Origin of the sequence: Methanobrevibacter sp., from assembly GCF_030539875.1 — an archaeon.
Taxonomy (GTDB): Archaea; Methanobacteriota; Methanobacteria; order Methanobacteriales; family Methanobacteriaceae; genus Methanocatella.
The window spans coordinates 92,599-116,923 of the sequence record NZ_JAUNXI010000004.1 but is presented as its reverse complement, the minus strand read 5'-3'; the positions used below and the strand labels follow the sequence as shown (position 1 = coordinate 116,923).

Here is a 24,325-nt window from a genome sequence, read left to right as displayed (position 1 = left end):
AGCTTCGCCAGAAGCTTTATCTCCTTTTTTAGAGTCTTTAAAAATTTCTTCAACAGCTAAAAGATCTTCAACAGCAACATCTGGGCCATCAGGATTTCTAAAATCAGCTGCTAAATCCGGATCAACTAAAATCTCAAAGTGTTCGCCACAGTATTCATATTTAGCAATAATAGCTTCATCAACATTTACCATCAAAACATCCCCTAACTAAGAAGAATTATTCTTGAGAATCTTCAGATTCTTCCTCTTCAGTTTCTTCTTCCTCTTCTTCAACAAGAATTTCATCAATATATTTTTGTACTTCCTCTTGAGAAAGTTTTACGTATTTTTCATCATCAACTTTAATGACGGCTATTTCAACGTTATTTGAAGTAGTTTCATGGTCAGTAGCTTCATTAATAACGGTTAATGCTAATTCAATTGCTCCATCTAAAGTTAAATCATCTTCATATCTCTCTTCGAATATTTCCATAGCAGTAGACCTGCCTGAACCAATAGCAGTAGCCTTGTATTCAATTAACGCTCCACTTGGATCAGTTTCGAATAATTTGCATTTGCCATTGAATACACCACCAATAATCAAAGCAGAACCAAATGGTCTTACACCACCATTTTGAGTGTATAACTGTAACATGTCACATAACTTTTTAGATAAACTAGTTACGCGAATAGGTTCACTATAGGTTATTTTGTTTATCTGTGCTTCAATTCTTGCTCTTTCAACTAAAGCTCTTGCATCAGCAACAAGACCTGAAGTGGCTGCTCCAATATGATCATCTATTTTAAATATTTTTTCAATAGATGATGCTTCAACTAGTTTAGAAGTAGTTCTTTTATCAACAGCTAAAACAATACCTTCAGAACTTTTTACACCAATAGATGTGGTTCCTCTTTTAACAGCTTCTCTTGCATATTCAACTTGGAAAAGTCTTCCATCTGGGCTAAATACAGTAATTGCCCTATCATATCCAGCATTTTGTAAAGGTTGCATTTATTATACCTCACATTTTAATAATATTTTATAAATTTTAAGTTCAACTACATAAAAAAATAAAACCAAATCTCCATGAAAAGGCAAATTTTAATTTTAATCTCTACATTATAGATAAATTAAAGTATTTTTTTATTCTTTTTTCCATAAATCCAAATGATATTTATATTAATAAATTATTTATATATTTTTCTATTTTAAAATAACAAAAAGTAATTAAATGTATCTTGTTGACGCTTTTATGGTTCCAGACAACCCTAAAGTAGTTATAGAAATCCAGCAGCGCCCGAATTTTGTAGCTAAAGCAAGTGATGATCTGACCTCATCAACATAATCTCTTTGACACCTGATAATGGCTTTATAATGATAATAATCACTGCACTTATCCATTTCAAAAAATTTCATAACCCATAAATTAAAATTGGAAGTGTTGAGCTCCCCCTGAAAGCGGATACATGAATCCCAGATAATTGTAACCAGATCATCTTTATTAATTTGAGAATCAGCCTTAATATCGACTGCCAAATATCGGTTGTTTTTTCTAAGTGTAGGAGGCAATACCTTAAGCTTCATCATTAATCCTCCTTACTCCCTTTAAAATCATGTTTTTCCTATTCCGATTAAATTCCAGTATACCTGCCGCATTTTCAAATGACTTATTAATCTCTGAATCTGTCAAACCGGTCTGTTTAAAAACAGCTGCAAAATCATGGGTGGTTTTAATATCAAATACTGATTCGGCTCTTGAAGAGAGTATCAAAGGGAAATCAAATTTCCTATATAATCTATAAATATCTTTAAAATTAGAAATGATTTTTGACCTGGGAGACAGATAACTTCTTAAAACATCTTTAAAGCATAATTCAATAGCCACATTATTTTTTAGAGCCTCTTTTGCAAGTACATGATTTAAGCCGGAATCATATCTTCTAAAGTAAGGCCTTGATAAAACATCGATTTTTATGTTTTCCAATACTGCCCTATTTACCTTCAAATCCCCTCCGATAACAGAAATACAGGAAGATTTATCTCTAAATCTGTTAGCATATTTCCTAATTTCATTAACGTTTGAGGAATTAATCTCCAAAGTGTAATCAAAACCTATCTTATCACTCAACAATTCCTCCAAATCATTTTTAAACTCAAAAGCATTTAAAAATTCATCAGGACTGTATGAAAAATTAATATGATTCCAACCATAAAGAGAAGCCTCATTAGCCAGTTTAAGATTGTTTTCCAAGCTACTTCCTTTAATATTTAAATCATAAAACATAATAATCTGTTTAATTTTATCAATTAAATAATTTATTGATATTTGAAGAATTCAACATTCCAACTTACAGTCTCATCATAATCAATGGTAAATTCCACCGGTGAAGATGAAGTGTAGGTAAATGAATCTGATTTTGTTTTAACAGCGCTTTTTGAGTTCCAGTCAACACCGCCAGACTCGCCATTGGACCCTGAAACATACAAATGATTAGTTGCATAATTTTTAATCGGATAAGCTGAAAGTTTCACCATTATTTTTCCTTCAGGAACAGAAACTGTCTCAAATCCTGAACCTGATCCTGAAAATTTACCGATTGACTTCCATGATTTTGATTCAACTGCCTGTTTTGATGAAATAGATGCAGATTCCAAATCATTATTCTGATTTATATTTTGTGATGAATCCTCTTGTATAACAGCATTTTTTGGAACTTCCTGGGTATTTGTATTATTATTTAAAGCAAAAAATCCAATGCACCCAAGAAGAATAAAAATAATAACAATTAAAGATATTATTATAATCTTAGAGTTGCTTTTAGAAGCAGTATTTGAATCATATGCTTCAACCTCATTTAGAGGACTTCCGCATTTTGTGCAGTATCTAGCGTTACTTTTATTTTTAAAACCGCAATTGTCACATTCCATATAATCCCCATATAATTAAAGTCAATTGATATTAAATTTGATATTATTAATTTATAAATTAATCGAAAAATATTCTATAATAATCAAATTGGTGTGTATAATGTTATAAACTATTTTATAACATGAAATAGATAATATTCTATTATGTCAAAACAAAATGATGAACTCTTAAAGTTAACTTCCTATGTTCAGATTTCCAAATATAGAGAAAAAACATTAAAGTCTATTGGAGATGAAGTTAAAATTCCAACCAACATTGCAAAAGATAGTGGTATTAGAACTAATCATATTTCAAAAGTTTTAAGTGAATTGAAGAGTAAAGAAATTGTTGAGTGTATCAATGAAGAAGCCCGTAAAGGAAGGTTATACAGATTAACCGATACCGGAAAAGATGTATTGAAAAACATCGAAATCAAAGAAAAAAAATATTAGGAAATGTCAATTCCTTCCTTAATACTTTCCAATTCCATACGGGTCTCCGGTTTTGATGTTTCTTTAAAAATATCATACAAAATTTTTATTAGCATACTATTTTTAACATTTAACGGAAGACAATCATTTGTCTCTGCAAATATCGAATCATAATTTGGTTCATTTAAGTCCATTTTATACTGTAATTTTATTTCATGCCTTAAATCATGTCCAATATATCTTTCAAGATAGACAATAATTTCATTAGCAAATGAATTTCCAAACACCATCATAGTTCTAACAGATTCATCATCCAAAGAAGTATTTTCAACTAATGAATTAAATGATCCGTAATTCTGATATCCGAATGGGATGAATCTGCCTTCAACAGTGTGTGCACAGTATTCATTCATGATTTTAAACTCGGGAAGAGTTAAAAAATACCATATAAAGCTTTGCAATGTTGATGAGGTTCTGACTTTAAATATATCACACAGTAAAGACTCTATTATAGTAAATAAAAGATAATGAGCCAATTCATGAACAATAGTTGCTATTTGAATTGATTCATCCAATCTATCATCATAATAAATTCGATTACCTAAAAATATGAATCCCCGCTCATATCCCCTTGATTTAGGCTCGCATGGAGTAAAAATACTGGCCAGCTTTAAAATTTTATTTTTTATTGTATCGTCATAGATTTCTGTAAAATTGGCCCTTATAAAAATATCCGATAACAACTCATTGTATTTCTCATCACTTATACTGGCATTAGATAATAATTCTTCATTAAATTCACTAAACAACACATCAAAATCACTGATATAAATCGGATTTATCTGTTTATCGCATTTAATACACTTGTCTGCATAATCCAAATTAACTGACCCGCAATAAGGACAGATATGCTCATCAATAAAGCAATTACCGCAATGGGTGCAATAATTATTTTCTTTAAAGTTAAAAGTTCCGCAAACATCACAAATTTTCAAAAAAATCACTACCTAAACTTGCTTTTAAGGCTTTTTACTATCTTAATAGTGGATCTCCTAATCTTTATCATGTTTTTAATATTTTTACCGCAGTTAGAGCAAAATTCAGTATTCCAGTCAAGAATTTCACCACATGAACAAACAATTTTTGATTTAATTATTCTTTGGGGATTTAATGGCCTTTCGCAATTCTGACAGAATTTAAAATTCATTGGATTCTTCTGACCACAAACACAAACAATAAGGGAATTTTCTTTTGTTAAATTTTCTCCACACTCTATACAGAAAGAAGAATTAACATCATTTAAAGTGGAACAAGCACATAACAACATGACATCATTTAGTTGGGAATAATTAATAAGGGGCAAACCGCAATTTTTACAAAATTGTGTGGATTTTTCGTTTTCCTCTCCGCAAAAGCAAAAAACAGAATCTTTATACATTATATTGAAATTACTGTAGTTATTGTTATCCTCAAATGTCTCCTCTTCTTGAAGCTGTTTGCCACACATTTCACAAAATAAATCTTCTTTAGAATTAACTGCACCGCATTCACATAAAACACTATCCAAATTAAATTTTGGCTTAGATTTCTTTTTTAAAATTTTAGCCAGTTTACTGGGAGTTCTTTTTGCTCCGCACATATAGCAAAATTCATTATTAACATCATTTAGGTATCCGCAACGGCAGATTTCATATTGAAAATCGCGACGGCCGCTTAAAATAAATGGAGAAAAGTCAATAGGAAAATTAAAAAAGCCAATATTGTGTATTGGAGGTGCAAATACAGTAGACTCTTCTGTTTCATAATATCCAGTTTTAAAACCACAACCGGGACAATATATGTTATTTGGAAGAATTCTGTGGCCGCATTTTTTACAGTAATTTCCTAAAGTCATTTTACATCTTATTTTATTTTTTAGATAAAGATTGGATTTCTTCGACTACTTTATATAAAACCTCTTGTCCTAACCCTTCAATGTATTTAATAGAACCTGCACACTCATGGCCTCCACCATCAATACCTGCCTGAGGCACCTTTTCCATCATTTCAGATACAATTTCATTGACATTGAACCCGTATTGTTCATTAACTGCATCAGTAGCTCTAAATACTCCGAAATCAGGACCATGGCCTAATGTTACAATAGGTTTATCAATACCCAATTCATTTATTACTTTGTCATGGACAAATCCGCAAGTTTTACCTGGAGCAGGGAATGTAAACTTGTGTGCGTATTTTTCAACATCGATAATATTAAAGTATATTCCGTTATCAAACTTGGTTCTCTTAATATTTGGAAGAGCTGCTTTAAGTTGAGTATCAACCCTTTTTTGATATTCTTTATATAATGCCTCAATCATTTTTTCATGCTTATCAAGATTATCAACAGCCAAAATAGTGTCCATTATTCCCCTACCATTCATAAATCTTAGGAAATATGCTTCAAAATCAACACATTCCGCAATTTTAGCCAGGTGATCTTTAGTAAATCCTTTTTCATTGGCTATTTCCAAATACTGACAGACCTCACCACAGTCAGCCCTATCACCTAATGCAGCAACAGCAGGCAAATGTTTAATCTGATCTTTAACGTCGGGATTAATTAAATGGGCAACTTCTGCTGATATGGCTCCTGCAGTTAATTGTGAATCTCCGCCAACCAAATACGGATTTACATGACAGTCCACATATTCATCTACTGCAACTGTAGCGCCAAATATTTCCCCGTCCTTAACCTCCTTAGTTAATAGTTCACCTGGAGAGTGGTGGTCAATAACCACAACTTCAATATCATAGATTTTAGCCTGCATTAAGGCAACAATATCCTCTTCAGTTGATCCGTTGTCTAAAAGAACTATTAACGGTAACTTTTGACCATGCCTTTCCTGGTCTTCAAGGGCAAAAGACAAATCTTTAACAACATCCTCAAGTTCGTAAAATGGTGCCTTACTTGGAGATCTTTTGAAATAATAATATTGAGCATCATTGCTCGGATTTATTTCTTCTATCAACGGAATGACAGCTTTTTCCATTGCAACACCAGAACAAATACCGTCAGCATCATTGTGGTGCCTTATTAAAATTGTTCTGCCATCAAGTATTGCCCTTCTAATTCTTCTGGCCGCTTCCCTCATCTTCGGTTTAAGTCTGTTTAAAACATCACTTTTGACTAAGAAATCGACATGTTTCGGTTCGGCCTTCTTGTTTAATGCATCGTCGATTAAATTATGTAACTTATTGGCATTTTTCGCATCAAGTTTTACCATTGAAGATGATTCAATTTGTGTTTTTCCGCCATGTTCATTGACTTCCCCTACAACCTGTACAAAATCGCCAAGTTCGATTTCTGCATATGACCTCTCACCAGCCTTATCGAATGCAGCAATTTCAGCGGTAGCGCTCTCATCACGGATAATGAAAATGGTAGGCCCTGAAGTTTGCTGAATTTGTTGGACCTCACCGTCTATTCTAACCATACGACCTTTATTCTCTTCAAGTTTATCGATTAAAGTTCTTGGGAATGACTTAGTTAATTTTTTAATATTGTAATTTTCAACATGAGCCGGCGCCAAATCAATTTTTCTCTCTCGAGATTTAATGGATGTAATAAATACAATTACATCATCACCGACATTATACTCTGATACGTCACCTCTCATAAGTCCCCAAACATTATTATTCAAGCTGACAAAAGCGCCGTATTTTTCAGTTCGGGTAATTCTTCCCTTGTATAATTTATCCTTATCCATATCCCTCATTTCACATATGGAATCCAAGACATAAACATCCCTGGCCGCATTTCTACGGGCTTCAAATTCATCATGTTTAGTTTTCTCCAGTTTCCTTTTTTCTTCACAACTGGCACATAAATCATGCTGATTGCCGATTGATTTGCCGCAATCTCTGCAAACATTAATCTGACCGGTTCCATGACAGTGAGGACATTCCTGATAAACTTCAACCTGACCCTTTCCATTACATGCTTCACATGGAATATCTTCTTCCCCACCTAAGTCAAATTTTGCTTTTGCATTGCTTGTGATGCCTTTAAAATGGCTGCCTACATTAAAAGCATCTTCTTCAAAGCCTGTTCCTCCACAGGCATCACATTCCTTATAGTCCACAACTATTGAACCTATTCCTTTACATTTTGGACATTTAGTTTTCAATTTAAAACCTCTTAATTATATGATAAAATTTTGTTTGAATAAATTTGAATTGTTTTCAACTATTGCATTACGTTCATCCTGGTACTTTACCGCTTCATAAATCAAGTTATTGGCTTGTGAAGCATAATTAGTTCCCGTATAATTTGAATTTACTTTAAAATTATCAATAGCATCTATCAAATTATCAACAGCACTAATTTTTAACTCCAATTCCCTAATGACCGTGTCAATATACTCTTTTTGAACATCATTTATATCGGGAGAAAAATCCCTTTGAATATCTTTTAATTTATTTAGACTGTTATTATAATTATTTCCTGCAGATATTGCCTTATCCTTTGACTTGTCAAAACTTTTACCATTAACTAATTGAACTGCTTCATTATAGTCCTTATCTCCATTAACAATAGCGTCGCTAATCTCAGGCATGGTTTTATTAATGTTGTCTATTGAACTATCAATAAAGAAAATAGCTGCTGGAATAATTAGTAAAACTAAAATAAAAATTATTAATTTACTATAACTCGACACGATTTTAAGTTATATAAAAACAAGTTATTAAAATTTTTCATGAAAAAATATAATAAAAAAAGAAGTTTAAAAATAAATTTTAAACTTATTCGCTGGACCAGAGTCCATGCAAATTACAGAATGCATATGCCACGACACCATCAGCAATTTTGTCTGCGCCGATAGTGAAGGTCGCCTCTGCAACATCTCCTGGTTTGAAGGATTTTGCGTATTGTTCTGAGCCGGCTTCAACAACTAAAAATTGAATGAAATGGTCATCATCCATTGGATGGGCAACTTCACCGACTTTTACAGTTACATTATCTCCGTCAGTTTCTAAAACTGGTTTGTGTTTAGGAGCTTTGTCTCCTTCGGTTTGAACAGGGATTTTAATGAGATCCGGACTGCAGACTTCACCTTCTCCTTTAACAAACATTCCTAAAATACTTCCGCATACTTCACATTTTATAAAATTTGCCATTATAATCATCTCCGATAATTATTCAGTACTAATATTTATATTTCATATTGTATTTATTCTTATTGATAGTTTTCATAATAATTTTCAATGGCTGCCTGAAGACCGTCTGCAGCAAGATTTGAACAATGCATTTTAACTGGTGGAAGACCATCCAGATTGTTTGCAACATCATTTCTTGAGATTTTATATGCCTCATCTAGAGTTTTTCCAATAGCAATTTCAGTAATCATACTGCTGGTTGCAATTGCTGCTCCGCATCCGAAGGTTTGAAATGAGATATCCTGAATTACATCATCCTCCACCTTGATATAAATTGTCATTAAGTCACCACAGGTTGGGTTTCCCACAGTTCCCACACCGTCTGCATCTTCCATTTTTCTACAGTTTCTTGGATTTGTAAAATGATCCATCACTTTTTCTGAATAATCCATAATCAACATCTCCCACATGCATTTTTATGTTTTTTACACATTACATCTTCATAATCAATTTTCTGATTCCATAAAGGGGACATTTCCCTTAATCTTTCAACTGCTTTTGCAACCGCATTTACAAATTCATCAACATCAAAATTATCACTTTCAGGAGCAAGGGAAATCCTAAGTGACCCGTGCACATCAACAGGATTCAATCCCAATGCTGTTAAAACCGGAGATGCCATTAACTTATTAGAAGAACAGGCAGATCCAGTTGAAGTTTGATAACCTTCCGCATCAAGCAGCAAAATTAAAGATTCACCTTCAATTGCTTTAAATCTGAAATTGACTAAATTAGGCAATCTTTTTTCAACATCCCCATTTAGATAAGATTCAGGGATTGTAGTTAGCACTTTATCAATCAGATCATCTCTAATGGCTATTAACTTTTCATAGTGTTCCTCAAGTTGATTGTTTGCTAATTCGCATGCTTTTCCAAAACCAACAATTCCTGAAACATTTTCAGTACCTGACCTAAGTCCCCTTTCCTGACCTCCACCATGAATCAAAGGTTCAATCGGAGTTCCTTTTTTAATATACAATGCTCCAACACCTTTCGGACCATTAATTTTATGTGAAGATAAAGACAGCAAATCCACATTCAATTTCTCAACATCCACTTCAATTTTGCCGAAAGTTTGAACAGCATCACAGTGGAATTTAATGCCTCTTTCACGTGCAATTTTCCCGATTTCTTCAATTGGCTGAATAGTGCCTATTTCATTATTGCCGTGCATAACAGTAATTAAAATTGTTTCATCAGTTATTGCTTCCATTAAATCTTCAACCTTAATAATTCCATTTTCATATACCGGCAAATAAGTAATTTTAAAATCAAATGATTCTAAAAATTTCAATGTCTCAACAACTGCAGGATGTTCAATGCCAGTAGTGATTATATGTCTGCCTTTTTTAGCTAATTTAAAAGCAATACCCTTAATGGCCAGGTTATCAGATTCCGATCCTCCGCTTGTGAAAATAATTTCATCCGGTTTAGCATTAATTGCGTCAGCTACTCTCTGACGAGCAAGATTTAATGCTTTTTTAGACTCGCGACCTATGCCATAAAGAGTGGAAGGATTTCCAAACTCCTCTGTGAAATAGGGTTTCATTTCTTCAAAAACTTCTTTACTAACCTGTGTTGTTGCTGAGTTATCTAAATACATTTGCCATCCTCCGATTATCTTTTTTTTAAATAGATTTCATTCACTAGTCAATATTGTCAAGTGCATGACTTAAATCATCAATTAAATCATCAGCATCTTCAAGACCTATTGAAAGCCTAATAAAGTCCGGTGTAACTCCTGTTGCTTCTTGTTCTTCTGGAGACAATTGCTGATGTGTTGTACTTGCAGGGTGTATTGCAAGACTTTTTGCATCTCCAATATTTGCAAGAATTGAGAATAATTCCAATTTTTCAATTAATTTCCTGCCTGCTTCCTCACCTCCTTTAACACCGAATCCCAAGACTCCTGCAAAGTTATCTTTAAGGTATTTTTTATTATTTTCATAAGTTGGATGTGATTTAAGTCCAGGATAGTTAACCCAAGCCACTTTAGGATGACTTTCTAAAAATTTTGCAACTTTAAGTGCATTTTCAGAGTGTCTTTTTACACGCACATCCAGGCTTTCAAGTCCCTGCAAGAATATGAAACTGTGTACAGGTGCCTGGGTTGCTCCTAAATCCCTCAATAGTCTTGCTCTTGCCCTTACAGTAAAAGCAATGTTTCCAAGTTCAGGAACATCACCAAACGCATCCCAGAATACAAGTCCGTGATAACTTGGATCAGGTTTTGTGAAGTTATCAAACTTGCCGTTACCCCAGTTAAATTTACCTGAATCCACAATATATCCTCCAACGGCAGTTCCGTGACCGCCAACATATTTAGTTGCAGATGCTGCAATCACATCAGCTCCATGCAATAATGGCCTGACCAATCCAACACCAACAGTATTGTCTACGATTAACGGAATATCATGTGAATGTGCAATTTCTGCCAATGCTTCAAAGTCCGGAACATCCAATTTTGGGTTTCCAATTGATTCCACATATATTGCTTTGGTTTTTTCATCAATTGCCTCTTCAAATGCTTGCAGGTTCTGTGAGTTTACAAATTTAACTTCACGGGCCAAATCTTTAAAAGTGTAGTTAAATAATTGATAAGTACCACCGTAAAGGTTGTCAGCAGAAACAATGTTGTCACCAGGACTAGTTACGTTTAAAATTGCATATGAAATTGCTGCAAGACCACTTGATGTTGAAATAGCAGAATTACCTCCTTCGATAGCGGCAATTCTTGCTTCGAATACATCGCTGGTAGGATTGGTAAGTCTGGAATAAATTTGACCAAACTCTTGAAGGGCGAATCTCCTAGCAGCTTCATCCGCATCTTTAAATACATATGAAGTTGTCTGATAAATCGGAACCGCTTGAGCTCCAGTTGCAGAATCAGGCTGTTGGCCTGCACGTACACCTAATGTTGCTAATCCGTAATTTTTATTTGTCATTAATTATCACCTTTATAATCTGATTTTTGTGAATATGTCACGTGTTATATTCACATATAACAATAGTTATTTTTTATATATAAATGTTTTGATAAACCTAAAAAAATATTGAAAACTGAAGATAAAAATTAATGGAAAAAAGTAATCAGTAAAATAAAAAGTTGAAAAACAGAAGTAAAAAAAAGAATAGGAAAATATTTTCCTAATCCTCAATTTCATAATTTAATGCTATTAAATCATCTCTAATCTTATCAGATAATTCATATTGCTTATTCGCTCTTAACTCAGACCTGACATCAGTAATCAATTTAAGTAAATCATCTGAACCGGCATTAACCTCTTCAGCTTCAAAGCTGACGCCGAAGATATGTGCCGCATCATCTAAAAATGTTTTAATGGCTATTTTATCTTCATCAGATAATGCAGATAACTGATTTTTAGTATCGTTTATCAATCCAAAGATGGCTGCAATTGCCTTTGGAGTGTTAAAGTCATCATCCATACTATTGAAGAATTCATCTTTATGGGAAGTTAAAACATCACATTCATAATCATTTCCGTCAGCTTCAACATCCAAAAGTTCATAATATTTTCTAATCCTCTCCAAACTTCTTTCAGACTGGTGAAGCGAATCTTTTGAAAAGTCAATCGGACTTCTGTAGTGAGTTGAAAGTACAAAGAATCTGAAAGTGTCAGGTTCGTAATCTTTAAGCAATTCACGGATTGTAATGAAGTTATTTAATGATTTTGACATTTTTTCCCCATTAACATTTAAAAATCCGGTATGTAACCAGAACTGCACCATAGGAGCTTTTCCTGAAACTGCCTCCATTTGAGTAATTTCCGCTTCGTGATGAGGAAATATTAAGTCAAGTCCTCCTCCGTGAGCATCATACTGGGGTCCGAAGTAATATTCTGTTATTGCAGTATCTTCAATGTGCCATCCAGGCCTTCCGTCGCCCCATGGAGACTGCCAGGTAGGTTCATCCACTCCACTACGTTTTTTCCAAAGTGCAAAGTCCTGAGGATTCTTTTTGGCAGATTCTGCAATATCCCTATGGGATTCTAATTCTTCAACATTCCTATTTGAGAGCTTGCCGAATTCCGGAAACTTATCAATTTCAAAGTAGACTCCGTCTTCAGTTTCATAGGCAAATCCCTTGTCAATCAATCTTTGAATTTGGTCTAAAATTTCATCAACATGATCAGTTGCCCTTGCAAATAAATTAACATTATTTACATTTAATTTATTCATGTCTTCAATGTATCTCTTTTCATATTTGCGAGCCAACTGGTCTGCCGGAATGCCGCTTTCTTTTGACCTGTTAATGATTTTATCATCAATATCAGTAATATTTTGAATATAAAATACGGCATAACCCCTGTATTCCAAATATCTTTTTATTGTATCAAATGAAATGTAAGTTCTACCGTGCCCAATATGAGCATCATCATAAACAGTAGGACCGCATACAAATAAGTTAACTCTATTTTTATTAATAGTCACAAAATTCTCTTTACTGCGAGTTAAAGTTGAATAGACGTCCATAAAAAATAACCTCAAAAAATAGTAATTAAGAAAGGCAAGTGAGGGATTTGAACCCCCGTATTATGGTCTGCAGCCACACACCTAAGCCACTCGGTAAACTTGCCATTAAAATTAAAGGATATTAAAATATTAGTAAATAATAGTTTAAATACTTTACTATTATTTCCAACATTTACCTAATTTATCTCAGAACCCAAACAAGATTGGCAATCCTCACTAATGTGTGATTTGTCAATGTCAAGTTGTTTTAATACATCAGATATATTCACATTATTACAAATTTTACAAGTTCTCGGAATTAAATCTGCTTTAGTAGCTTCACCTTCAAAAAGCTGATTAGCAAATGTTTGAATCATTTCCCTTACATCTTCATCAAGTCTAATTCCACTACCTCGCTTATCAGTAATATATTGAGACACAGCAGGCTGAGTAATATCCATAAGTTCAGAAACATCCTTTTGCTTCATTCCCAAATTTAAAAGTTCTTTAGCTAATTCAGATCTAATAGCCGGTATAACATACCATACAACAATTTCACAAGGCGGCTTCATATCTAATCACTTCTATTTCTTAAACAAATTTTCCAAATCTTCCTGTTCATCATTAGAATCATCAGCCAAGCATATCTCATTTTTATCAAATAAAATTTTGATTTGCTCATCATTTTCCTGAAGATGCTTTACTATAGTTCTAAATGCGTCGGCAACAGGGTCCGGAAGTTTATCATGGTCTAAATCAACTCTTTCATGAGGCACACCTTTACGTTTTACAATACGGCCTGGAATGCCTACACATGTTGATTCAGGAGGAACGTCTTTTAAAACAACAGCACCAGTACCAATTTTAGAATACTCTCCAATAGTAATATTACCCATTACTTTAGCACCGGCACCAACAATAACTCCTTTTTCAATAGTCGGGTGTCTTTTAGTCTTTTCAGTACTGGTTCCTCCAAGAACCACACCCTGATAAATTAGCACATCATCGCCAACAATTGTTGTTTCTCCAACAACAACACCCATACCATGATCAATAAATACTCGTTTACCAAATGTTGCACCGGGGTGAATTTCAATACCAGTAACAGATCTGGCTATATTGGAATTGATACGTGCCAAAAGTTTGAAAGAATGATTCCACAGCCAATGGCTCACTCTATGCATTAATAAAGCATAAAAACCAGGATAACATAAGAAAATTTCCAATGTTGACCTTGCAGCCGGATCCTTATCTTTGATAGCTTTAATTTCATCCCTTAAATTTTTAAACATTGATAAACCTCTATATATTAATGTTATTCTGTTTATCTATATAACATATAGTATATATAATTTATCTTATTTAAATAACCATTCTTCAGATAGGTATCTCTCACCGTTATCCGGTAAAATAGCTATTATTCTTTTGCCCTCATTTTCTTTTCTTTTAGCCAATTGCAAAGCAGCCCAGGTTGCTGCTCCAGAAGAAATGCCTGTAAAAATACCCTCATGCTTAGCAAGTTCAATTAATGTTTTTCCGGCTTCCTCGCTAGGTACGGGAATAACCTCATCAATTACACCAGAATCATAAATTGATGGAACAAACCCTGCACCGATTCCCTGGATTTTATGAGGTCCTTTAATACCTTTGGATAAAGTCTGTGACTCTTCCGGCTCAACAGCAACAATTTTAACATGAGGAAGCGCCTCTTTTAAAGCTTTACCTATTCCTGTTATGGTTCCGCCAGTCCCTACTCCTGCAACAACATAATCAACTTCTCCATCAGTATCCCTTAAAATTTCCTGACCGGTTGTTTTATAATGGATGGCTACATTAGCTTCGTTGTCAAATTGGCCCAAAATTATTGAATTAGGGTTTTCTTTATGCAATTCTTCAGCCTTTTTGATGGCTCCGCCCATACCTTCAGAACCTGGTGTTAATACAATTTCAGCGCCAAAAATAGCCAAGAGTTTTCTTCTTTCAATAGACATTGTTTCAGGCATTGTCAGTATTAATTTATAACCTTTTGCAGCAGCAGCAAATCCTAAACCAATACCTGTGTTTCCACTGGTAGGTTCGATGATGACAGAGCCTTTCTTTAGCAGTCCTTTCTCTTCTGCATCCTCAATCATTGAAACAGCAACACGGTCTTTAACACTGCCTGTCGGGTTGAATGACTCCATTTTTACATCAATTTCTGCATCTAAATCTTTTGTTAAATTGTTTAATTTTATAATTGGAGTGTTTCCAATAGCATCAATTACGCTATCAAGCACTCCTCTTTTTAATTCTGGAATATTTACCATTTTTATTCACCAATTTTTTAAATTGAATTATACAAGTAAATCTGAAAAGTTATCTTAAAATTGTATAACTATTGTTATATTATAATTATTTACCTTATAAATGTTTTGGAAAAAAATCTAAAGAAAAGAAATTAAATATTTTCTCTAAAATAATCGCAGATTTCACTGCACGGACAGATTTCGCAATCAGGTGAGATGGGTTTACAGATATTCTGGCCAAACTGAACCATCAAATCATTCAATTTAATCCATAATTCTTTAGGAGTGATTTTAGTAAGTTCAACTTCAGTATCATCAGGATTTTTAGTATCCACTAAACCCAATCTATTTGAAATTCTGTGAACATGAGTATCTACAGGAATTGCCGGAAGCTCAAAAGCAAAAACCATAACGCAGTTTGCAGTTTTTCTGCCAACACCCGGAAGTTTTACCAGCTCGTTTACCGTGTCTGGAACTTCCCCGCCATATTGGTCAATTAGGATTTGAGATACTTCTTGAATTCTTGAAGCTTTTACATTATAAAAACCCGCAGGCCTTATTAATCCTTTTATATCATCAATTGGAGCTTCAACAACTTCATAAATGTCTTTATATTTGTCAAACAGATTATTGGTAGCCTGATCAGTATTCTCATCACGGGTTCTTTGAGAAAGAATAGTTCTGACTAATACTTTATAGGGGTCATGATTAAGAAATGTTCTTATCTCAAAAATACCTTCCAGATTCTCAATTAATTTAATTACACGTTCTTCCTTATTCATTCAACCAACTCCAGTTCAAAACCGAGTTTTGCCATTGACTCAATGAAATTGGGAAATGAAACATCAAATACTTCCCCATCAGTAATTTCAATATCATGTTTTAGCCCAATCAATGAAAACGCCATTGCAAGCCTGTGGTCCCCATGTGAATCAACAATACCTGAGGAAACCCCTCCGGTTATGCTCATTCCGTCTTCATGCTCTTCTAATCTGCAACCCAATTTTTCCAATTCACGGCAAGTTGTATCGATTCTGTCTGTTTCTTTCACTCTTGCATGAGCAACACCTGTAATGTTTGTTGTTCCTTCAGCCAGTGCTGCTAAAACTGCAACAGTAATTAATAAATCAGGAGCATTTGACAAATCAACATCAATAGCTTTCAAATTTCCGTTTGATGCGATTTCAACATAGTCCTCACCATAAATAACAGTTGCACCCATCTTTTGAAGAATATTCAGAATATATTTATCACCTTGTTTAGAATTTCTAAATAAATTTTTAATTTTAGCTTTTCCGCCATGAATTGCGATTAATGCAAGTAAATAAGATGCTGAGGAATAGTCTCCTTCAACAGTGTAGTCACAAGCGACATAATCTTGTTTGGTAATTTTAAACTCATCAATTCTGCAAGTCTGATATTCCTTATTACATGTTTCATGTTTTAAATGGCGGGATTTATTTAATTTAACTCCGAATTTGCCCATAATCTCCAATGTCATATCAACATAAGGTTTTGATTTAAATTCCTGCAAAACATATAATCCAACACCATGTTTAGACAATGGAGAGGAAATTAAAATTGATGAAATAAACTGTGAACTAACATTGCCCATAATATTAGTTTCGCCACCATAAAATCCGGGTTTAATCAATATTGGTGCTTTTTCATTATTTTTTAAAGAATTCACTTCAATCCCCAAAGGTTTTAAAGCATCAATCAAAAGTCCCATAGGCCTTGTTTGAAGAGATTCATCACCTGTTAAAATAACTTCATTATCACTTAATGCAGATACCGATGTCATTAGCCTTAACGTAGTTCCCGAATTTGCCAAATCAATTGGCCCATCACAGGAATTGTGGAGTTTACCTCCAGTTCCAGTAACTTCCAGATAACCTTCATTTTTAGTTATTTTAGCCCCTAATGCTTTGCAAATCCTAATTGATGCAAAAGTATCTTCAGAATATAACATGTCATACAATCTTGAAGTTCCTCTGGCCAGACTGGCTAAAATCACTGCTCTGTGTGAGTAACTTTTAGATGGAGGTGCTTTAACCTCACCACCTATATCTGAAATATTCTTTACCCTAAGAATCATTGTTTATCATTAATATCTTTTGATTAGATTCAATAAATAGTTACCGAAATTATAAGGATGCGTCTTTGAAAGCAAACATACAATTGTAGAATCATAATCATGATAAATAAATCTATGACTGATAAAACATGATAATCGCTTTAAAAAAATACATAAGTATAATATGCAGTAATTAAAAAGATAATGATGTGATATTATGGGATTTTTAGATAAAGTAGTTGGCCATGCCGAAGTAGGTGGAGACACCTCATATGTAGAAGAATACCTCGCTCCAGGCGAAGAAATCATTCAGTCATTCCATTTTGTAAGAGATGCCATCATCTTAACCAATTATGGAATATATACTATAGATGTTCAAGGCATTAGTGGCAAAAAGGTAGAAGTTAAATTTTTCCCAAAAAATACAATTAGAACTATTTCTTTTGAAACTGCAGGAACACTTGACTTTGATGTAGATATTAAAATTGGTGTGAGCAACAATCCAGTAGTATTGATTGAAGGCGGATCAATGAACGTGCCGATTTCATTTAAAGTTCCAAGAGCCCAAACAGAAGAAGCAAAACAAGTTATTCATTTAGTAAAAGAACATTATTTATTATGAGCTATTTTTATAGCTTACACTTATTTTTTAATAAAAAATATAAATTGAGAAGCAATTATCTAATTACTTCAACAATCATATCCAAATTATCAGACTGTAGGATATCAACTTTCTTACCGGATGCACCTACAACCTCTCTTTTGATATTCAACATGCTTTCAGGCACTACAATTTCACCAATTGAAAGTTCATGAGATTCATCTAAAACAGCGGCAATTTCATCAATACTGTTAGATTTTAAATAACCAATAATTTTACCAGCATCCCCTTTGAATTTAGGTCCTATTTGAGACATGTCAGGTTCTATTTCAATGATTTTTTCATGAACTTCCGGTTTTCCGGAACTAATTTCCAGATTGTTGATTTTTAAAGTACCTTTAATATCATCTTCAAATTGATTAAATACATCAACTAAATCCTCATCGGAAGTATATACATTTACTTCGCTAAGTTCAGCATTTAACGGTATTTTCGAAGCTGATTTAAATCTTCTTACTTCATCAATCAATTCAACTGTAGTTTCACCTTTAGTTTCCATATCTTCATTGATTAATTCTTCATTTACTTCAGGCCATGAAGCAGCATGAATAGATTGGTTGTCGAAGTATTGATATACTTCCTCCACAAAGAATGGAACAATAGGAGAGAGTAATTTTAAAGAGGTTTCAACAACGCATCTTAGAGTGTATTTTGCAGCCCTTCTAGATTCATCTGGAACATCAGTATACAATCTATATTTTACAGATTCTATGTATTCGTCACAGAAATCATGCCAGAAGAACTTTTCAATAGAACTGATAGTTTCTGCATAGTTGTATTCAGAAAATGCCTCATCAACAATCTTATTTAAGTTGTTAAGTTTAGATAAAATCCATAAATCTAACGGGTCCAAGTTGCCTTTAACGTCTCCGTAAGATACCTCTTCATCAAAAATATGCATACTGATGAATCTGAATGCATTCCAGAATTTTCTCAAGAATCTGTATCCGTGTTTTATTTCTTTCCAGTCAAAGATTACATCAGATCCAGGTACGCTGTTTGCAGCCCATGTTCTAAGAGCATCAGCACCGTATTTCTCAATTACCTCTTCCGGTCCGATTACATTTCCTCTGGACTTACTCATTTTATATCCGTCTTCACCAAATACCATACCATTAATTACAATATCGCTGAATGGTTTTTGATTTGTTAATGCCAAACATCTGAGGGTTGTGTAAAATGCCCATGTACGGATAATATCGTGTCCTTGTGGACGTATATTGGAAGGAAAGTGGTTGACATAATCTTCATCAGGCCATCCTGCAATAGACAATGGGGAAATGGATGAATCCATCCAGGTGTCTAAAACATCTTCTTCAGGTATAAATTCCTCACATCCGCATTCACAAGGGTGTTTTGGTTTATCCTGTGTTGGGTCAATCGGCAAATCTTCAGCATCAGGCAATATTACTTTTCCACAGTCTTTACAATACCATACTGGAATCGGAGTTGCAAATATTCTTTGTCTTGAAATACACCAGTCCCATTCCATTGAATCTGCCCAGTTTAACATACGGGATTTCATGTGTTCAGGCACCCAGTTCATTTCATCTGCCGCGTCCTTAGTCTTTTCAATCAAATCCCTTACAGCTACAAACCATTGTTTTTTAACAAGAATTTCAATAGGAGTTTTGCATCTCCAGCATTGACCTACATTTTGCTCTACTTGTTCTTGTTTTAATAAGTAGCCTTCAGCATCCAAATCTTCAATAGTCTGTTTTTTACAAGACTGCAAATCCATTCCTTCATATCTTCCGGCTGCAGATGTCAATGTACCGGTTTCATCAATTGCATCAATGATTTCAAGGTCATATTTATTTACCCAACTTACGTCAGTTTTATCCCCAAAAGTACAAATCATTACTGCACCTGTACCAAATTCAGGGTCCACTTCTTCATCTGCAATGATTTTTACTTTTTGATGAGAAAGAGGAACTTCCACATATTTGCCTAAAAGGTGGGCGTATCTTTCATCTTCCGGGTGAATTACAACAGCCACACAAGCAGACATCAATTCCGGTCTTGTAGTGGCAATTAAAATACCTTCAGTTTTAGAGTCCGCCTGCTTTCCTGATGTTTGTGAAGATACAATATCATCATAAGAATCTTCAACAGCTGGAGGGAAGTTTACATAATTTAAGAATGTGGTATTATCACTGTATTCGACTTCTGCAAATGCAATAGCTGTCTCACAACGAGGACACCAGTTTACAGGGTGAATGCCCTGATAAATCAGCCCTTCATCATACATTTTTAAAAATGAATATTGAGTTCTTCTCATATATTCAGGAGTCATTGTAACAAATTCACGATTCCAGTCCTGTGAAAAACCCATAGCCTTCATTTGTGATTTCATGCTTGCAATATTTTCAGTAGTCAAATCAACACAATATTGTCTGAATACTGCTCTTGAAACATCATTTTTCTTAATTCCATGAGTTTCTTCAACTTTTACTTCGGTTGGAAGGCCGTGACAATCCCATCCCTGTGGGAACAATACATCATGTCCTTTTAATCTTCTGTATCTTGCGTTCATATCAATATAAACCCAATTTAAAACATGCCCTAAGTGAATAAGTCCTGTTGGGTATGGTGGGGGAGTATCAATTATGTATCTGGGACGGGATCCATCTCCAATGTATTTGTAGATGTCCTCATCTTCCCATTTTTTCTCCCATACCTTCTCTTTTTTAAAATCATAGTCTTTTGGGATTTCTTCATTTGCCATATATTTTCTCCTAATAAATAATAGATAATAATAATATTATTAAATATGTATTTTCTTATTTAAAAAAGTATCATGAAACTTGCATAATTTCAGGAAAATTAAACAAAATTTTCAAAAATAAAAACTATAATAGTTAACTATATTATATAATAAAATTAAAATTATTAATATTATCAATAATAAAAGGACTGTGAAAAAATGCAAATGATATGGTTTTATGTTGCTATTGTTTTAGCTATAAGCGATGTATTGCACACCACACTCATGTGGAAAGTTTTTAATAACTTTTATATTCTGTTGGGTGGTTTGATTCAACAATCCACACATTCCACATGGCAAACTTGGGCAATACATGAAATAATGGAAGCAGGATTTCATTTTATTGTAGTGTCAGTAGTTTTCTTAAATCCGATTATTGGAATTCTAGCAGGCCTAATTCATTTTGTAATAGATATAACTCATACACTGTTTTTACCAGGTATGGGAGAATTAGAACATAGAGCTCTTCATTTTGTTATTGAATCTCTATTTTTCATGTTAATCTATGGATTATAGAAATAATTAACGGAGTTATTAAATGCCAGTTATAACATTTAAATATCAAGATTTAAAAGATTTAGGAATCGATATGGAAAAAGAGGAACTGATTGACACCTTACCAATGATGTCTAGTGATATTGAAGATTTTGACGATGAGGAAATCAAAGTGGAATTTTTCCCGAACAGACCGGATAACCTGTCTGTTGAAGGAGTGGCTAGATCATTTAAAGGATTCATCGGTCAGGAAGTCGGTTTTCCAGATTACGAAGTTAAAAAATCCGATGATTATGTTACTGTAGACAGAGATGTTGCAGAAATTAGGCCCTATATTGGATTTGCTAAGATTGATGATGTTGACTTTGCTGGCGATAAACTCAAATACATTATGGATTTCCAGGAAAACCTCCATTGGGTAATTGGAAGAGACAGAAAAAAAGTAGCTATAGGTATTCATAATGCAGATGTTGTTAACGGACCATTTAAATACATTGCAACACCAGTAGATGAAAATAAATTTGTTCCATTAGAAAAAGATTGTGAAATGACTCCAAATGAAATCCTAACTGAACATGACAAAGGTAAAGATTACGCTCACCTAATCCAGGATTTTGACAAATATCCATTAATTCTTGATAAAGATGACCAGGTTTTATCTATGCCTCCAATCATTAACGGAGAATTAACCAAACTTACAGAAGACACACACAACATTATTGTTGATGTAACCGGAACTGATGAAAGAGCAGTTAACCATGCATTAAACATTATCTGCTCATCATTTGCAGAAGTTGGTGGTCAAATCAGATCCATGGAAGTTAAATACGAAGATAAAACTATTTCAACACCAGACTTAACTCCACAAGAAATGAATGTTCATGTAGATACTGCCAATGAACTGATTGGAGGAACTACTTTAACTGCACAAGACATTAAAGAATTGCTATTAAAAGCACGTTTTGATGCTGAAATAATTGATGATAATGAAATCAAGGCAATTATTCCTTCTTACAGAATAGACATATTGCATGAAGTGGATATTGTTGAAAACATTGCCATACAATATCACATTAATGATGTAGTATCCAAACTTCCGGACATCAACACTGTTGCTTATGAAAACAACTGGTTTAAAGCAGAAAGCACCATCCGTGAAGTAATGGTCGGTTTAGGATTCCAAGAAGTAATGAGTTTAATGCTTACAAACGAAGAGGCTCACTATGAAAAAATGAACCAGGAGGAAAAACCTCATGTTCAAGTTGCAAAACCTATTACAATCGATAGAACTATGATTAGAACCAGTTTAATCAACTCATTAATGGAATTTTTAGAAGACAATAAACATGAAGATTTGCCGCAGAAAATATTTGAAATCGGAGATGTCTTATATCTTGATGATACAAAAGAAAACAAAACTGTTTCTTCTAAAAAATTAGCTGCATTAGTATGTCACTCAACAGCCAACTTTACTGAAATCAAATCCATCATGACAAGCGTTTTAGCAAACTTAGGTTACACCATGGAAATTAGTGATAGTGAAAACAAAACTTTTATTGAGGGAAGGGCTTCCGATGTAACCGGTGAAGCCCAAAAAGGCACAATTAAAGGATTCTTTGGTGAGGTTTCACCTGAAGTAATTACAAACTTTACTTTAGAGTATCCTGTAATTGCATTCGAAATTGAGTTTATTAATAAATAAATTCATTACTTTTTCTTTTTTAATTATTCGCCAGCCATTGTCAAAGTTATCGCCCTATTATTTCTTGAACCCTCCAGTTCAATGAAAAACACGGATTGTCAGGTGCCTAAATCAAGTTTTCCATTTTTAATTGGTAAACATTGATTAAATTATTTTGTCGCTACAATTGCCATCCATTGGACAAACTTATCCAAAAAAGAACTATGGTCATAATCATCAACAACAGTTTTTGTTTCGCCATCAATTTCTTTTATTATTTCCTTTTTATTTTTACCGTCCCTCAAATAAACTGTAATTTGTGAATAATCATTATTCTGTAAAAATTCAGTGATTTCCTCAGCATTATATACAGTCATGTCAATTAATTTTTCAAATACTTTCATGATTAGGTTATCTGATCCGCTTGATTCCATTCCAATCAAAAATATTCCGCCGGGTTTGAGAACTCTTTTCACTTCGCCAAAGCATTTTTCAATATCCGGCCAGAAATAGACTGTTTCAAATGCTGTCACTATATCAAAAGTGTTATCTTCAAAGGGCAGACTTGCAACATTGCCCTCAATAACCTTTACCTTGCCATCATATATTTCCTGACGGTTTACTTCTCGTGACAAATTCACACTTTCAATACTGTAATCAATACCATATACCATTTTTGCCTTTTTTGCCATCCTATTAATGTTAATTCCACCACCACAGCCCACATCTAGAATAATATCATCTGGTTTTATGTTCAAATGCTTTAATCCCCATAGTGAAACTGGAGTGTGTCCCTTGTTCATTGATTTTAATTGAAAATTACCTAATTTTCCTTCTGGTTTTCTCATATTGTCAAAAAATCCCATTATATCACCTTCGAGATGAATCCGTTAACTTTTTTAGAATAATTTAAATAATCTTGACCCCATTTATCAATTAACCATGTTTCTTCGGTTTTTAAAATTACAACTGTTAAAAATGCCCAGATAATTACCGGCAAGACAAAAAAGATATTTTGAGAGATTAATATTAACCCTACAGCAATATAGAAAAATAAGGCATAGATTGGATGCCTTAGATAATCACATATTCCAGTTGTAACCAAGTTATTGTTTTCAACTTCCTTATCAATCTTTGAGATTAGAACTGTTGGAATCCAAAAAGCAATACCAAAAATTATTAATATTGTCCCTAAAATTAGAAAGACCATATTTAATTCGTTTATTTTGTAAATTGGGATTAAATAATAGTATGATAAAATGGAGGAAATTATTGTTATGATTCCAATTATTGAAATTAAATATGGTCCTATACCAAAAACTGGCAAATGATTTTCATCCATAATATTAATATGTTTTTATACTATAA

Annotated in this window: 25 protein-coding genes, 1 tRNA gene and 1 pseudogene; 4 read left to right on the top strand and 23 right to left on the bottom strand. The window is 33.6% G+C overall.

Translation table 11 applies throughout. The features are described 5' to 3' along the window. The 5 genes and pseudogenes from Q4Q16_RS02590 to Q4Q16_RS02570 all read right to left on the bottom strand — a co-directional run. Nucleotides 1–192 (bottom strand): annotated as a pseudogene (locus Q4Q16_RS02590) (ribosome assembly factor SBDS); the annotation flags it as partial. Nucleotides 193–217: 25 nt separating this feature from the next. Then, the gene (psmA, locus tag Q4Q16_RS02585) at nucleotides 218–991 is read right to left on the bottom strand and encodes an archaeal proteasome endopeptidase complex subunit alpha (RefSeq protein WP_303346031.1); all 774 of its coding nucleotides are present in this window, start codon (nucleotides 989–991) and stop codon (nucleotides 218–220) included. Between the two features lie 216 nt (nucleotides 992–1,207). Next, nucleotides 1,208–1,564, bottom strand: a complete 357-nt coding sequence (locus tag Q4Q16_RS02580; RefSeq protein WP_303346034.1) for an Rpp14/Pop5 family protein — start codon at nucleotides 1,562–1,564, stop codon at nucleotides 1,208–1,210. Then, nucleotides 1,554–2,264, bottom strand: coding sequence for a ribonuclease P protein component 3 (rnp3, locus tag Q4Q16_RS02575; RefSeq protein WP_303346029.1), 711 nt, complete (start codon nucleotides 2,262–2,264; stop codon nucleotides 1,554–1,556). Before rnp3 ends, Q4Q16_RS02580 begins: the two co-directional genes overlap by 11 nt. A gap of 32 nt (nucleotides 2,265–2,296) precedes the next feature. After that, nucleotides 2,297–2,908, bottom strand: coding sequence for a zinc ribbon domain-containing protein (locus tag Q4Q16_RS02570; protein ID WP_303346027.1), 612 nt, complete (start codon nucleotides 2,906–2,908; stop codon nucleotides 2,297–2,299). A 144-nt stretch (nucleotides 2,909–3,052) separates the two neighbouring features. On the opposite strand from Q4Q16_RS02570, the gene Q4Q16_RS02565 reads away from it, so the two are divergent. Further along, a complete protein-coding gene (locus tag Q4Q16_RS02565; protein WP_303346026.1) occupies nucleotides 3,053–3,340 on the top strand; it encodes a transcriptional regulator in 288 nt (95 codons plus the stop codon). Here Q4Q16_RS02565 and Q4Q16_RS02560 read toward each other — a convergent pair. The 15 genes from Q4Q16_RS02560 to aroA all read right to left on the bottom strand — a co-directional run bounded on the left by Q4Q16_RS02560 (nucleotide 3,337) and on the right by aroA (nucleotide 17,374). Beyond that, on the bottom strand, nucleotides 3,337–4,314 hold the full coding sequence (locus Q4Q16_RS02560) for a zinc ribbon domain-containing protein (protein ID WP_303346024.1): 978 nt from the start codon (nucleotides 4,312–4,314) through the stop codon (nucleotides 3,337–3,339). The genes Q4Q16_RS02565 and Q4Q16_RS02560 overlap by 4 nt on opposite strands. Before the next feature lie 8 nt (nucleotides 4,315–4,322). Next, entirely contained in the window at nucleotides 4,323–5,213 is an 891-nt protein-coding gene (locus Q4Q16_RS02555; protein WP_303346022.1) for a zinc ribbon domain-containing protein, read from the bottom strand. 13 nt (nucleotides 5,214–5,226) lie between these two features. Then, nucleotides 5,227–7,488 (bottom strand): DHH family phosphoesterase, encoded by a 2,262-nt coding sequence (locus tag Q4Q16_RS02550; protein ID WP_303346020.1) that lies wholly within the window; start codon nucleotides 7,486–7,488, stop codon nucleotides 5,227–5,229. A 15-nt stretch (nucleotides 7,489–7,503) separates the two neighbouring features. Next, nucleotides 7,504–8,019 carry a hypothetical protein gene (locus Q4Q16_RS02545; RefSeq protein WP_303346018.1) on the bottom strand — a complete coding sequence of 172 codons (516 nt, stop codon included), beginning with the start codon at nucleotides 8,017–8,019 and terminating at the stop codon, nucleotides 7,504–7,506. Between the two features lie 85 nt (nucleotides 8,020–8,104). Then, complete coding sequence (locus Q4Q16_RS02540) at nucleotides 8,105–8,479, bottom strand: desulfoferrodoxin family protein (protein WP_303346016.1); 375 nt, start codon at nucleotides 8,477–8,479, stop codon at nucleotides 8,105–8,107. A gap of 59 nt (nucleotides 8,480–8,538) precedes the next feature. Beyond that, nucleotides 8,539–8,910: a Fe-S cluster assembly scaffold protein NifU gene (gene nifU / locus Q4Q16_RS02535; RefSeq protein WP_303346015.1), complete on the bottom strand. Its 372-nt coding sequence runs from the start codon at nucleotides 8,908–8,910 to the stop codon at nucleotides 8,539–8,541. A gap of 2 nt (nucleotides 8,911–8,912) precedes the next feature. Next, complete coding sequence (locus Q4Q16_RS02530; protein ID WP_303346013.1) at nucleotides 8,913–10,121, bottom strand: cysteine desulfurase family protein; 1,209 nt, start codon at nucleotides 10,119–10,121, stop codon at nucleotides 8,913–8,915. A 43-nt stretch (nucleotides 10,122–10,164) separates the two neighbouring features. Further along, nucleotides 10,165–11,463 (bottom strand): O-acetylhomoserine aminocarboxypropyltransferase/cysteine synthase family protein, encoded by a 1,299-nt coding sequence (locus tag Q4Q16_RS02525; RefSeq protein WP_303346012.1) that lies wholly within the window; start codon nucleotides 11,461–11,463, stop codon nucleotides 10,165–10,167. A 202-nt stretch (nucleotides 11,464–11,665) separates the two neighbouring features. Continuing rightward, nucleotides 11,666–13,012 carry a cysteine--tRNA ligase gene (gene cysS / locus Q4Q16_RS02520; protein ID WP_303346010.1) on the bottom strand — a complete coding sequence of 449 codons (1,347 nt, stop codon included), beginning with the start codon at nucleotides 13,010–13,012 and terminating at the stop codon, nucleotides 11,666–11,668. Nucleotides 13,013–13,044: 32 nt separating this feature from the next. Continuing rightward, nucleotides 13,045–13,116, bottom strand: a tRNA-Cys gene (locus Q4Q16_RS02515). Between the two features lie 72 nt (nucleotides 13,117–13,188). Further along, nucleotides 13,189–13,563, bottom strand: a complete 375-nt coding sequence (locus Q4Q16_RS02510) for a transcriptional regulator (RefSeq protein WP_303346009.1) — start codon at nucleotides 13,561–13,563, stop codon at nucleotides 13,189–13,191. Nucleotides 13,564–13,575: 12 nt separating this feature from the next. Beyond that, on the bottom strand, nucleotides 13,576–14,283 hold the full coding sequence (cysE, locus tag Q4Q16_RS02505; protein ID WP_303346008.1) for a serine O-acetyltransferase: 708 nt from the start codon (nucleotides 14,281–14,283) through the stop codon (nucleotides 13,576–13,578). A 66-nt stretch (nucleotides 14,284–14,349) separates the two neighbouring features. After that, nucleotides 14,350–15,297 (bottom strand): cysteine synthase A, encoded by a 948-nt coding sequence (gene cysK / locus Q4Q16_RS02500; protein WP_303346007.1) that lies wholly within the window; start codon nucleotides 15,295–15,297, stop codon nucleotides 14,350–14,352. A gap of 131 nt (nucleotides 15,298–15,428) precedes the next feature. Beyond that, complete coding sequence (gene nth, locus Q4Q16_RS02495) at nucleotides 15,429–16,058, bottom strand: endonuclease III (RefSeq protein WP_303346006.1); 630 nt, start codon at nucleotides 16,056–16,058, stop codon at nucleotides 15,429–15,431. Next, nucleotides 16,055–17,374, bottom strand: a complete 1,320-nt coding sequence (gene aroA / locus Q4Q16_RS02490) for a 3-phosphoshikimate 1-carboxyvinyltransferase (protein ID WP_303346004.1) — start codon at nucleotides 17,372–17,374, stop codon at nucleotides 16,055–16,057. The genes nth and aroA overlap by 4 nt, the downstream gene beginning before the upstream one ends. A gap of 196 nt (nucleotides 17,375–17,570) precedes the next feature. On the opposite strand from aroA, the gene Q4Q16_RS02485 reads away from it, so the two are divergent. Continuing rightward, nucleotides 17,571–17,975 carry a PH domain-containing protein gene (locus Q4Q16_RS02485; protein WP_303346002.1) on the top strand — a complete coding sequence of 135 codons (405 nt, stop codon included), beginning with the start codon at nucleotides 17,571–17,573 and terminating at the stop codon, nucleotides 17,973–17,975. A 55-nt stretch (nucleotides 17,976–18,030) separates the two neighbouring features. On the opposite strand, the gene Q4Q16_RS02480 is transcribed toward Q4Q16_RS02485, so the two are convergent. Continuing rightward, on the bottom strand, nucleotides 18,031–20,742 hold the full coding sequence (locus Q4Q16_RS02480; protein ID WP_303346000.1) for a valine--tRNA ligase: 2,712 nt from the start codon (nucleotides 20,740–20,742) through the stop codon (nucleotides 18,031–18,033). A gap of 198 nt (nucleotides 20,743–20,940) precedes the next feature. On the opposite strand from Q4Q16_RS02480, the gene Q4Q16_RS02475 reads away from it, so the two are divergent. Together Q4Q16_RS02475 and pheT are read left to right on the top strand one after the other, a co-directional pair. Continuing rightward, nucleotides 20,941–21,297, top strand: coding sequence for a hypothetical protein (locus tag Q4Q16_RS02475; protein WP_303345998.1), 357 nt, complete (start codon nucleotides 20,941–20,943; stop codon nucleotides 21,295–21,297). Nucleotides 21,298–21,319: 22 nt separating this feature from the next. Beyond that, nucleotides 21,320–22,978: a phenylalanine--tRNA ligase subunit beta gene (pheT, locus tag Q4Q16_RS02470; protein WP_303345997.1), complete on the top strand. Its 1,659-nt coding sequence runs from the start codon at nucleotides 21,320–21,322 to the stop codon at nucleotides 22,976–22,978. Between the two features lie 149 nt (nucleotides 22,979–23,127). Here pheT and Q4Q16_RS02465 read toward each other — a convergent pair whose 3' ends face one another. Next, the gene (locus tag Q4Q16_RS02465; protein ID WP_303345995.1) at nucleotides 23,128–23,823 is read right to left on the bottom strand and encodes a class I SAM-dependent methyltransferase; all 696 of its coding nucleotides are present in this window, start codon (nucleotides 23,821–23,823) and stop codon (nucleotides 23,128–23,130) included. Further along, the gene (locus Q4Q16_RS02460; RefSeq protein ID WP_303345993.1) at nucleotides 23,823–24,299 is read right to left on the bottom strand and encodes an isoprenylcysteine carboxylmethyltransferase family protein; all 477 of its coding nucleotides are present in this window, start codon (nucleotides 24,297–24,299) and stop codon (nucleotides 23,823–23,825) included. Before Q4Q16_RS02460 ends, Q4Q16_RS02465 begins: the two co-directional genes overlap by 1 nt. Nucleotides 24,300–24,325: the final 26 nt, after the last annotated feature.

Excerpts from the sequence above, each read along its gene's own strand:
- Q4Q16_RS02555 (WP_303346022.1), bottom strand. The coding sequence starts at position 5,213 with ATGACTTTAGGAAATTACTGTAAAAAATGCGGCCACAGAATTCTTCCA.
- Q4Q16_RS02580 (WP_303346034.1), bottom strand. The coding sequence starts at position 1,564 with ATGAAGCTTAAGGTATTGCCTCCTACACTTAGAAAAAACAACCGATAT.
- Q4Q16_RS02525 (WP_303346012.1), bottom strand. The coding sequence starts at position 11,463 with ATGACAAATAAAAATTACGGATTAGCAACATTAGGTGTACGTGCAGGC.
- Q4Q16_RS02475 (WP_303345998.1), top strand. The coding sequence starts at position 20,941 with ATGCAAATGATATGGTTTTATGTTGCTATTGTTTTAGCTATAAGCGAT.
- cysK (WP_303346007.1), bottom strand. The coding sequence starts at position 15,297 with ATGGTAAATATTCCAGAATTAAAAAGAGGAGTGCTTGATAGCGTAATT.
- nifU (WP_303346015.1), bottom strand. The coding sequence starts at position 8,910 with ATGGATTATTCAGAAAAAGTGATGGATCATTTTACAAATCCAAGAAAC.
- Q4Q16_RS02510 (WP_303346009.1), bottom strand. The coding sequence starts at position 13,563 with ATGAAGCCGCCTTGTGAAATTGTTGTATGGTATGTTATACCGGCTATT.
- nth (WP_303346006.1), bottom strand. The coding sequence starts at position 16,058 with ATGAATAAGGAAGAACGTGTAATTAAATTAATTGAGAATCTGGAAGGT.
- Q4Q16_RS02570 (WP_303346027.1), bottom strand. The coding sequence starts at position 2,908 with ATGGAATGTGACAATTGCGGTTTTAAAAATAAAAGTAACGCTAGATAC.
- cysE (WP_303346008.1), bottom strand. The coding sequence starts at position 14,283 with ATGTTTAAAAATTTAAGGGATGAAATTAAAGCTATCAAAGATAAGGAT.
- Q4Q16_RS02485 (WP_303346002.1), top strand. The coding sequence starts at position 17,571 with ATGGGATTTTTAGATAAAGTAGTTGGCCATGCCGAAGTAGGTGGAGAC.
- Q4Q16_RS02565 (WP_303346026.1), top strand. The coding sequence starts at position 3,053 with ATGTCAAAACAAAATGATGAACTCTTAAAGTTAACTTCCTATGTTCAG.
- Q4Q16_RS02465 (WP_303345995.1), bottom strand. The coding sequence starts at position 23,823 with ATGGGATTTTTTGACAATATGAGAAAACCAGAAGGAAAATTAGGTAAT.
- Q4Q16_RS02460 (WP_303345993.1), bottom strand. The coding sequence starts at position 24,299 with ATGGATGAAAATCATTTGCCAGTTTTTGGTATAGGACCATATTTAATT.
- Q4Q16_RS02480 (WP_303346000.1), bottom strand. The coding sequence starts at position 20,742 with ATGGCAAATGAAGAAATCCCAAAAGACTATGATTTTAAAAAAGAGAAG.
- cysS (WP_303346010.1), bottom strand. The coding sequence starts at position 13,012 with ATGGACGTCTATTCAACTTTAACTCGCAGTAAAGAGAATTTTGTGACT.
- psmA (WP_303346031.1), bottom strand. The coding sequence starts at position 991 with ATGCAACCTTTACAAAATGCTGGATATGATAGGGCAATTACTGTATTT.
- Q4Q16_RS02530 (WP_303346013.1), bottom strand. The coding sequence starts at position 10,121 with ATGTATTTAGATAACTCAGCAACAACACAGGTTAGTAAAGAAGTTTTT.
- pheT (WP_303345997.1), top strand. The coding sequence starts at position 21,320 with ATGCCAGTTATAACATTTAAATATCAAGATTTAAAAGATTTAGGAATC.
- rnp3 (WP_303346029.1), bottom strand. The coding sequence starts at position 2,264 with ATGTTTTATGATTTAAATATTAAAGGAAGTAGCTTGGAAAACAATCTT.
- Q4Q16_RS02540 (WP_303346016.1), bottom strand. The coding sequence starts at position 8,479 with ATGGCAAATTTTATAAAATGTGAAGTATGCGGAAGTATTTTAGGAATG.
- aroA (WP_303346004.1), bottom strand. The coding sequence starts at position 17,374 with ATGATTCTTAGGGTAAAGAATATTTCAGATATAGGTGGTGAGGTTAAA.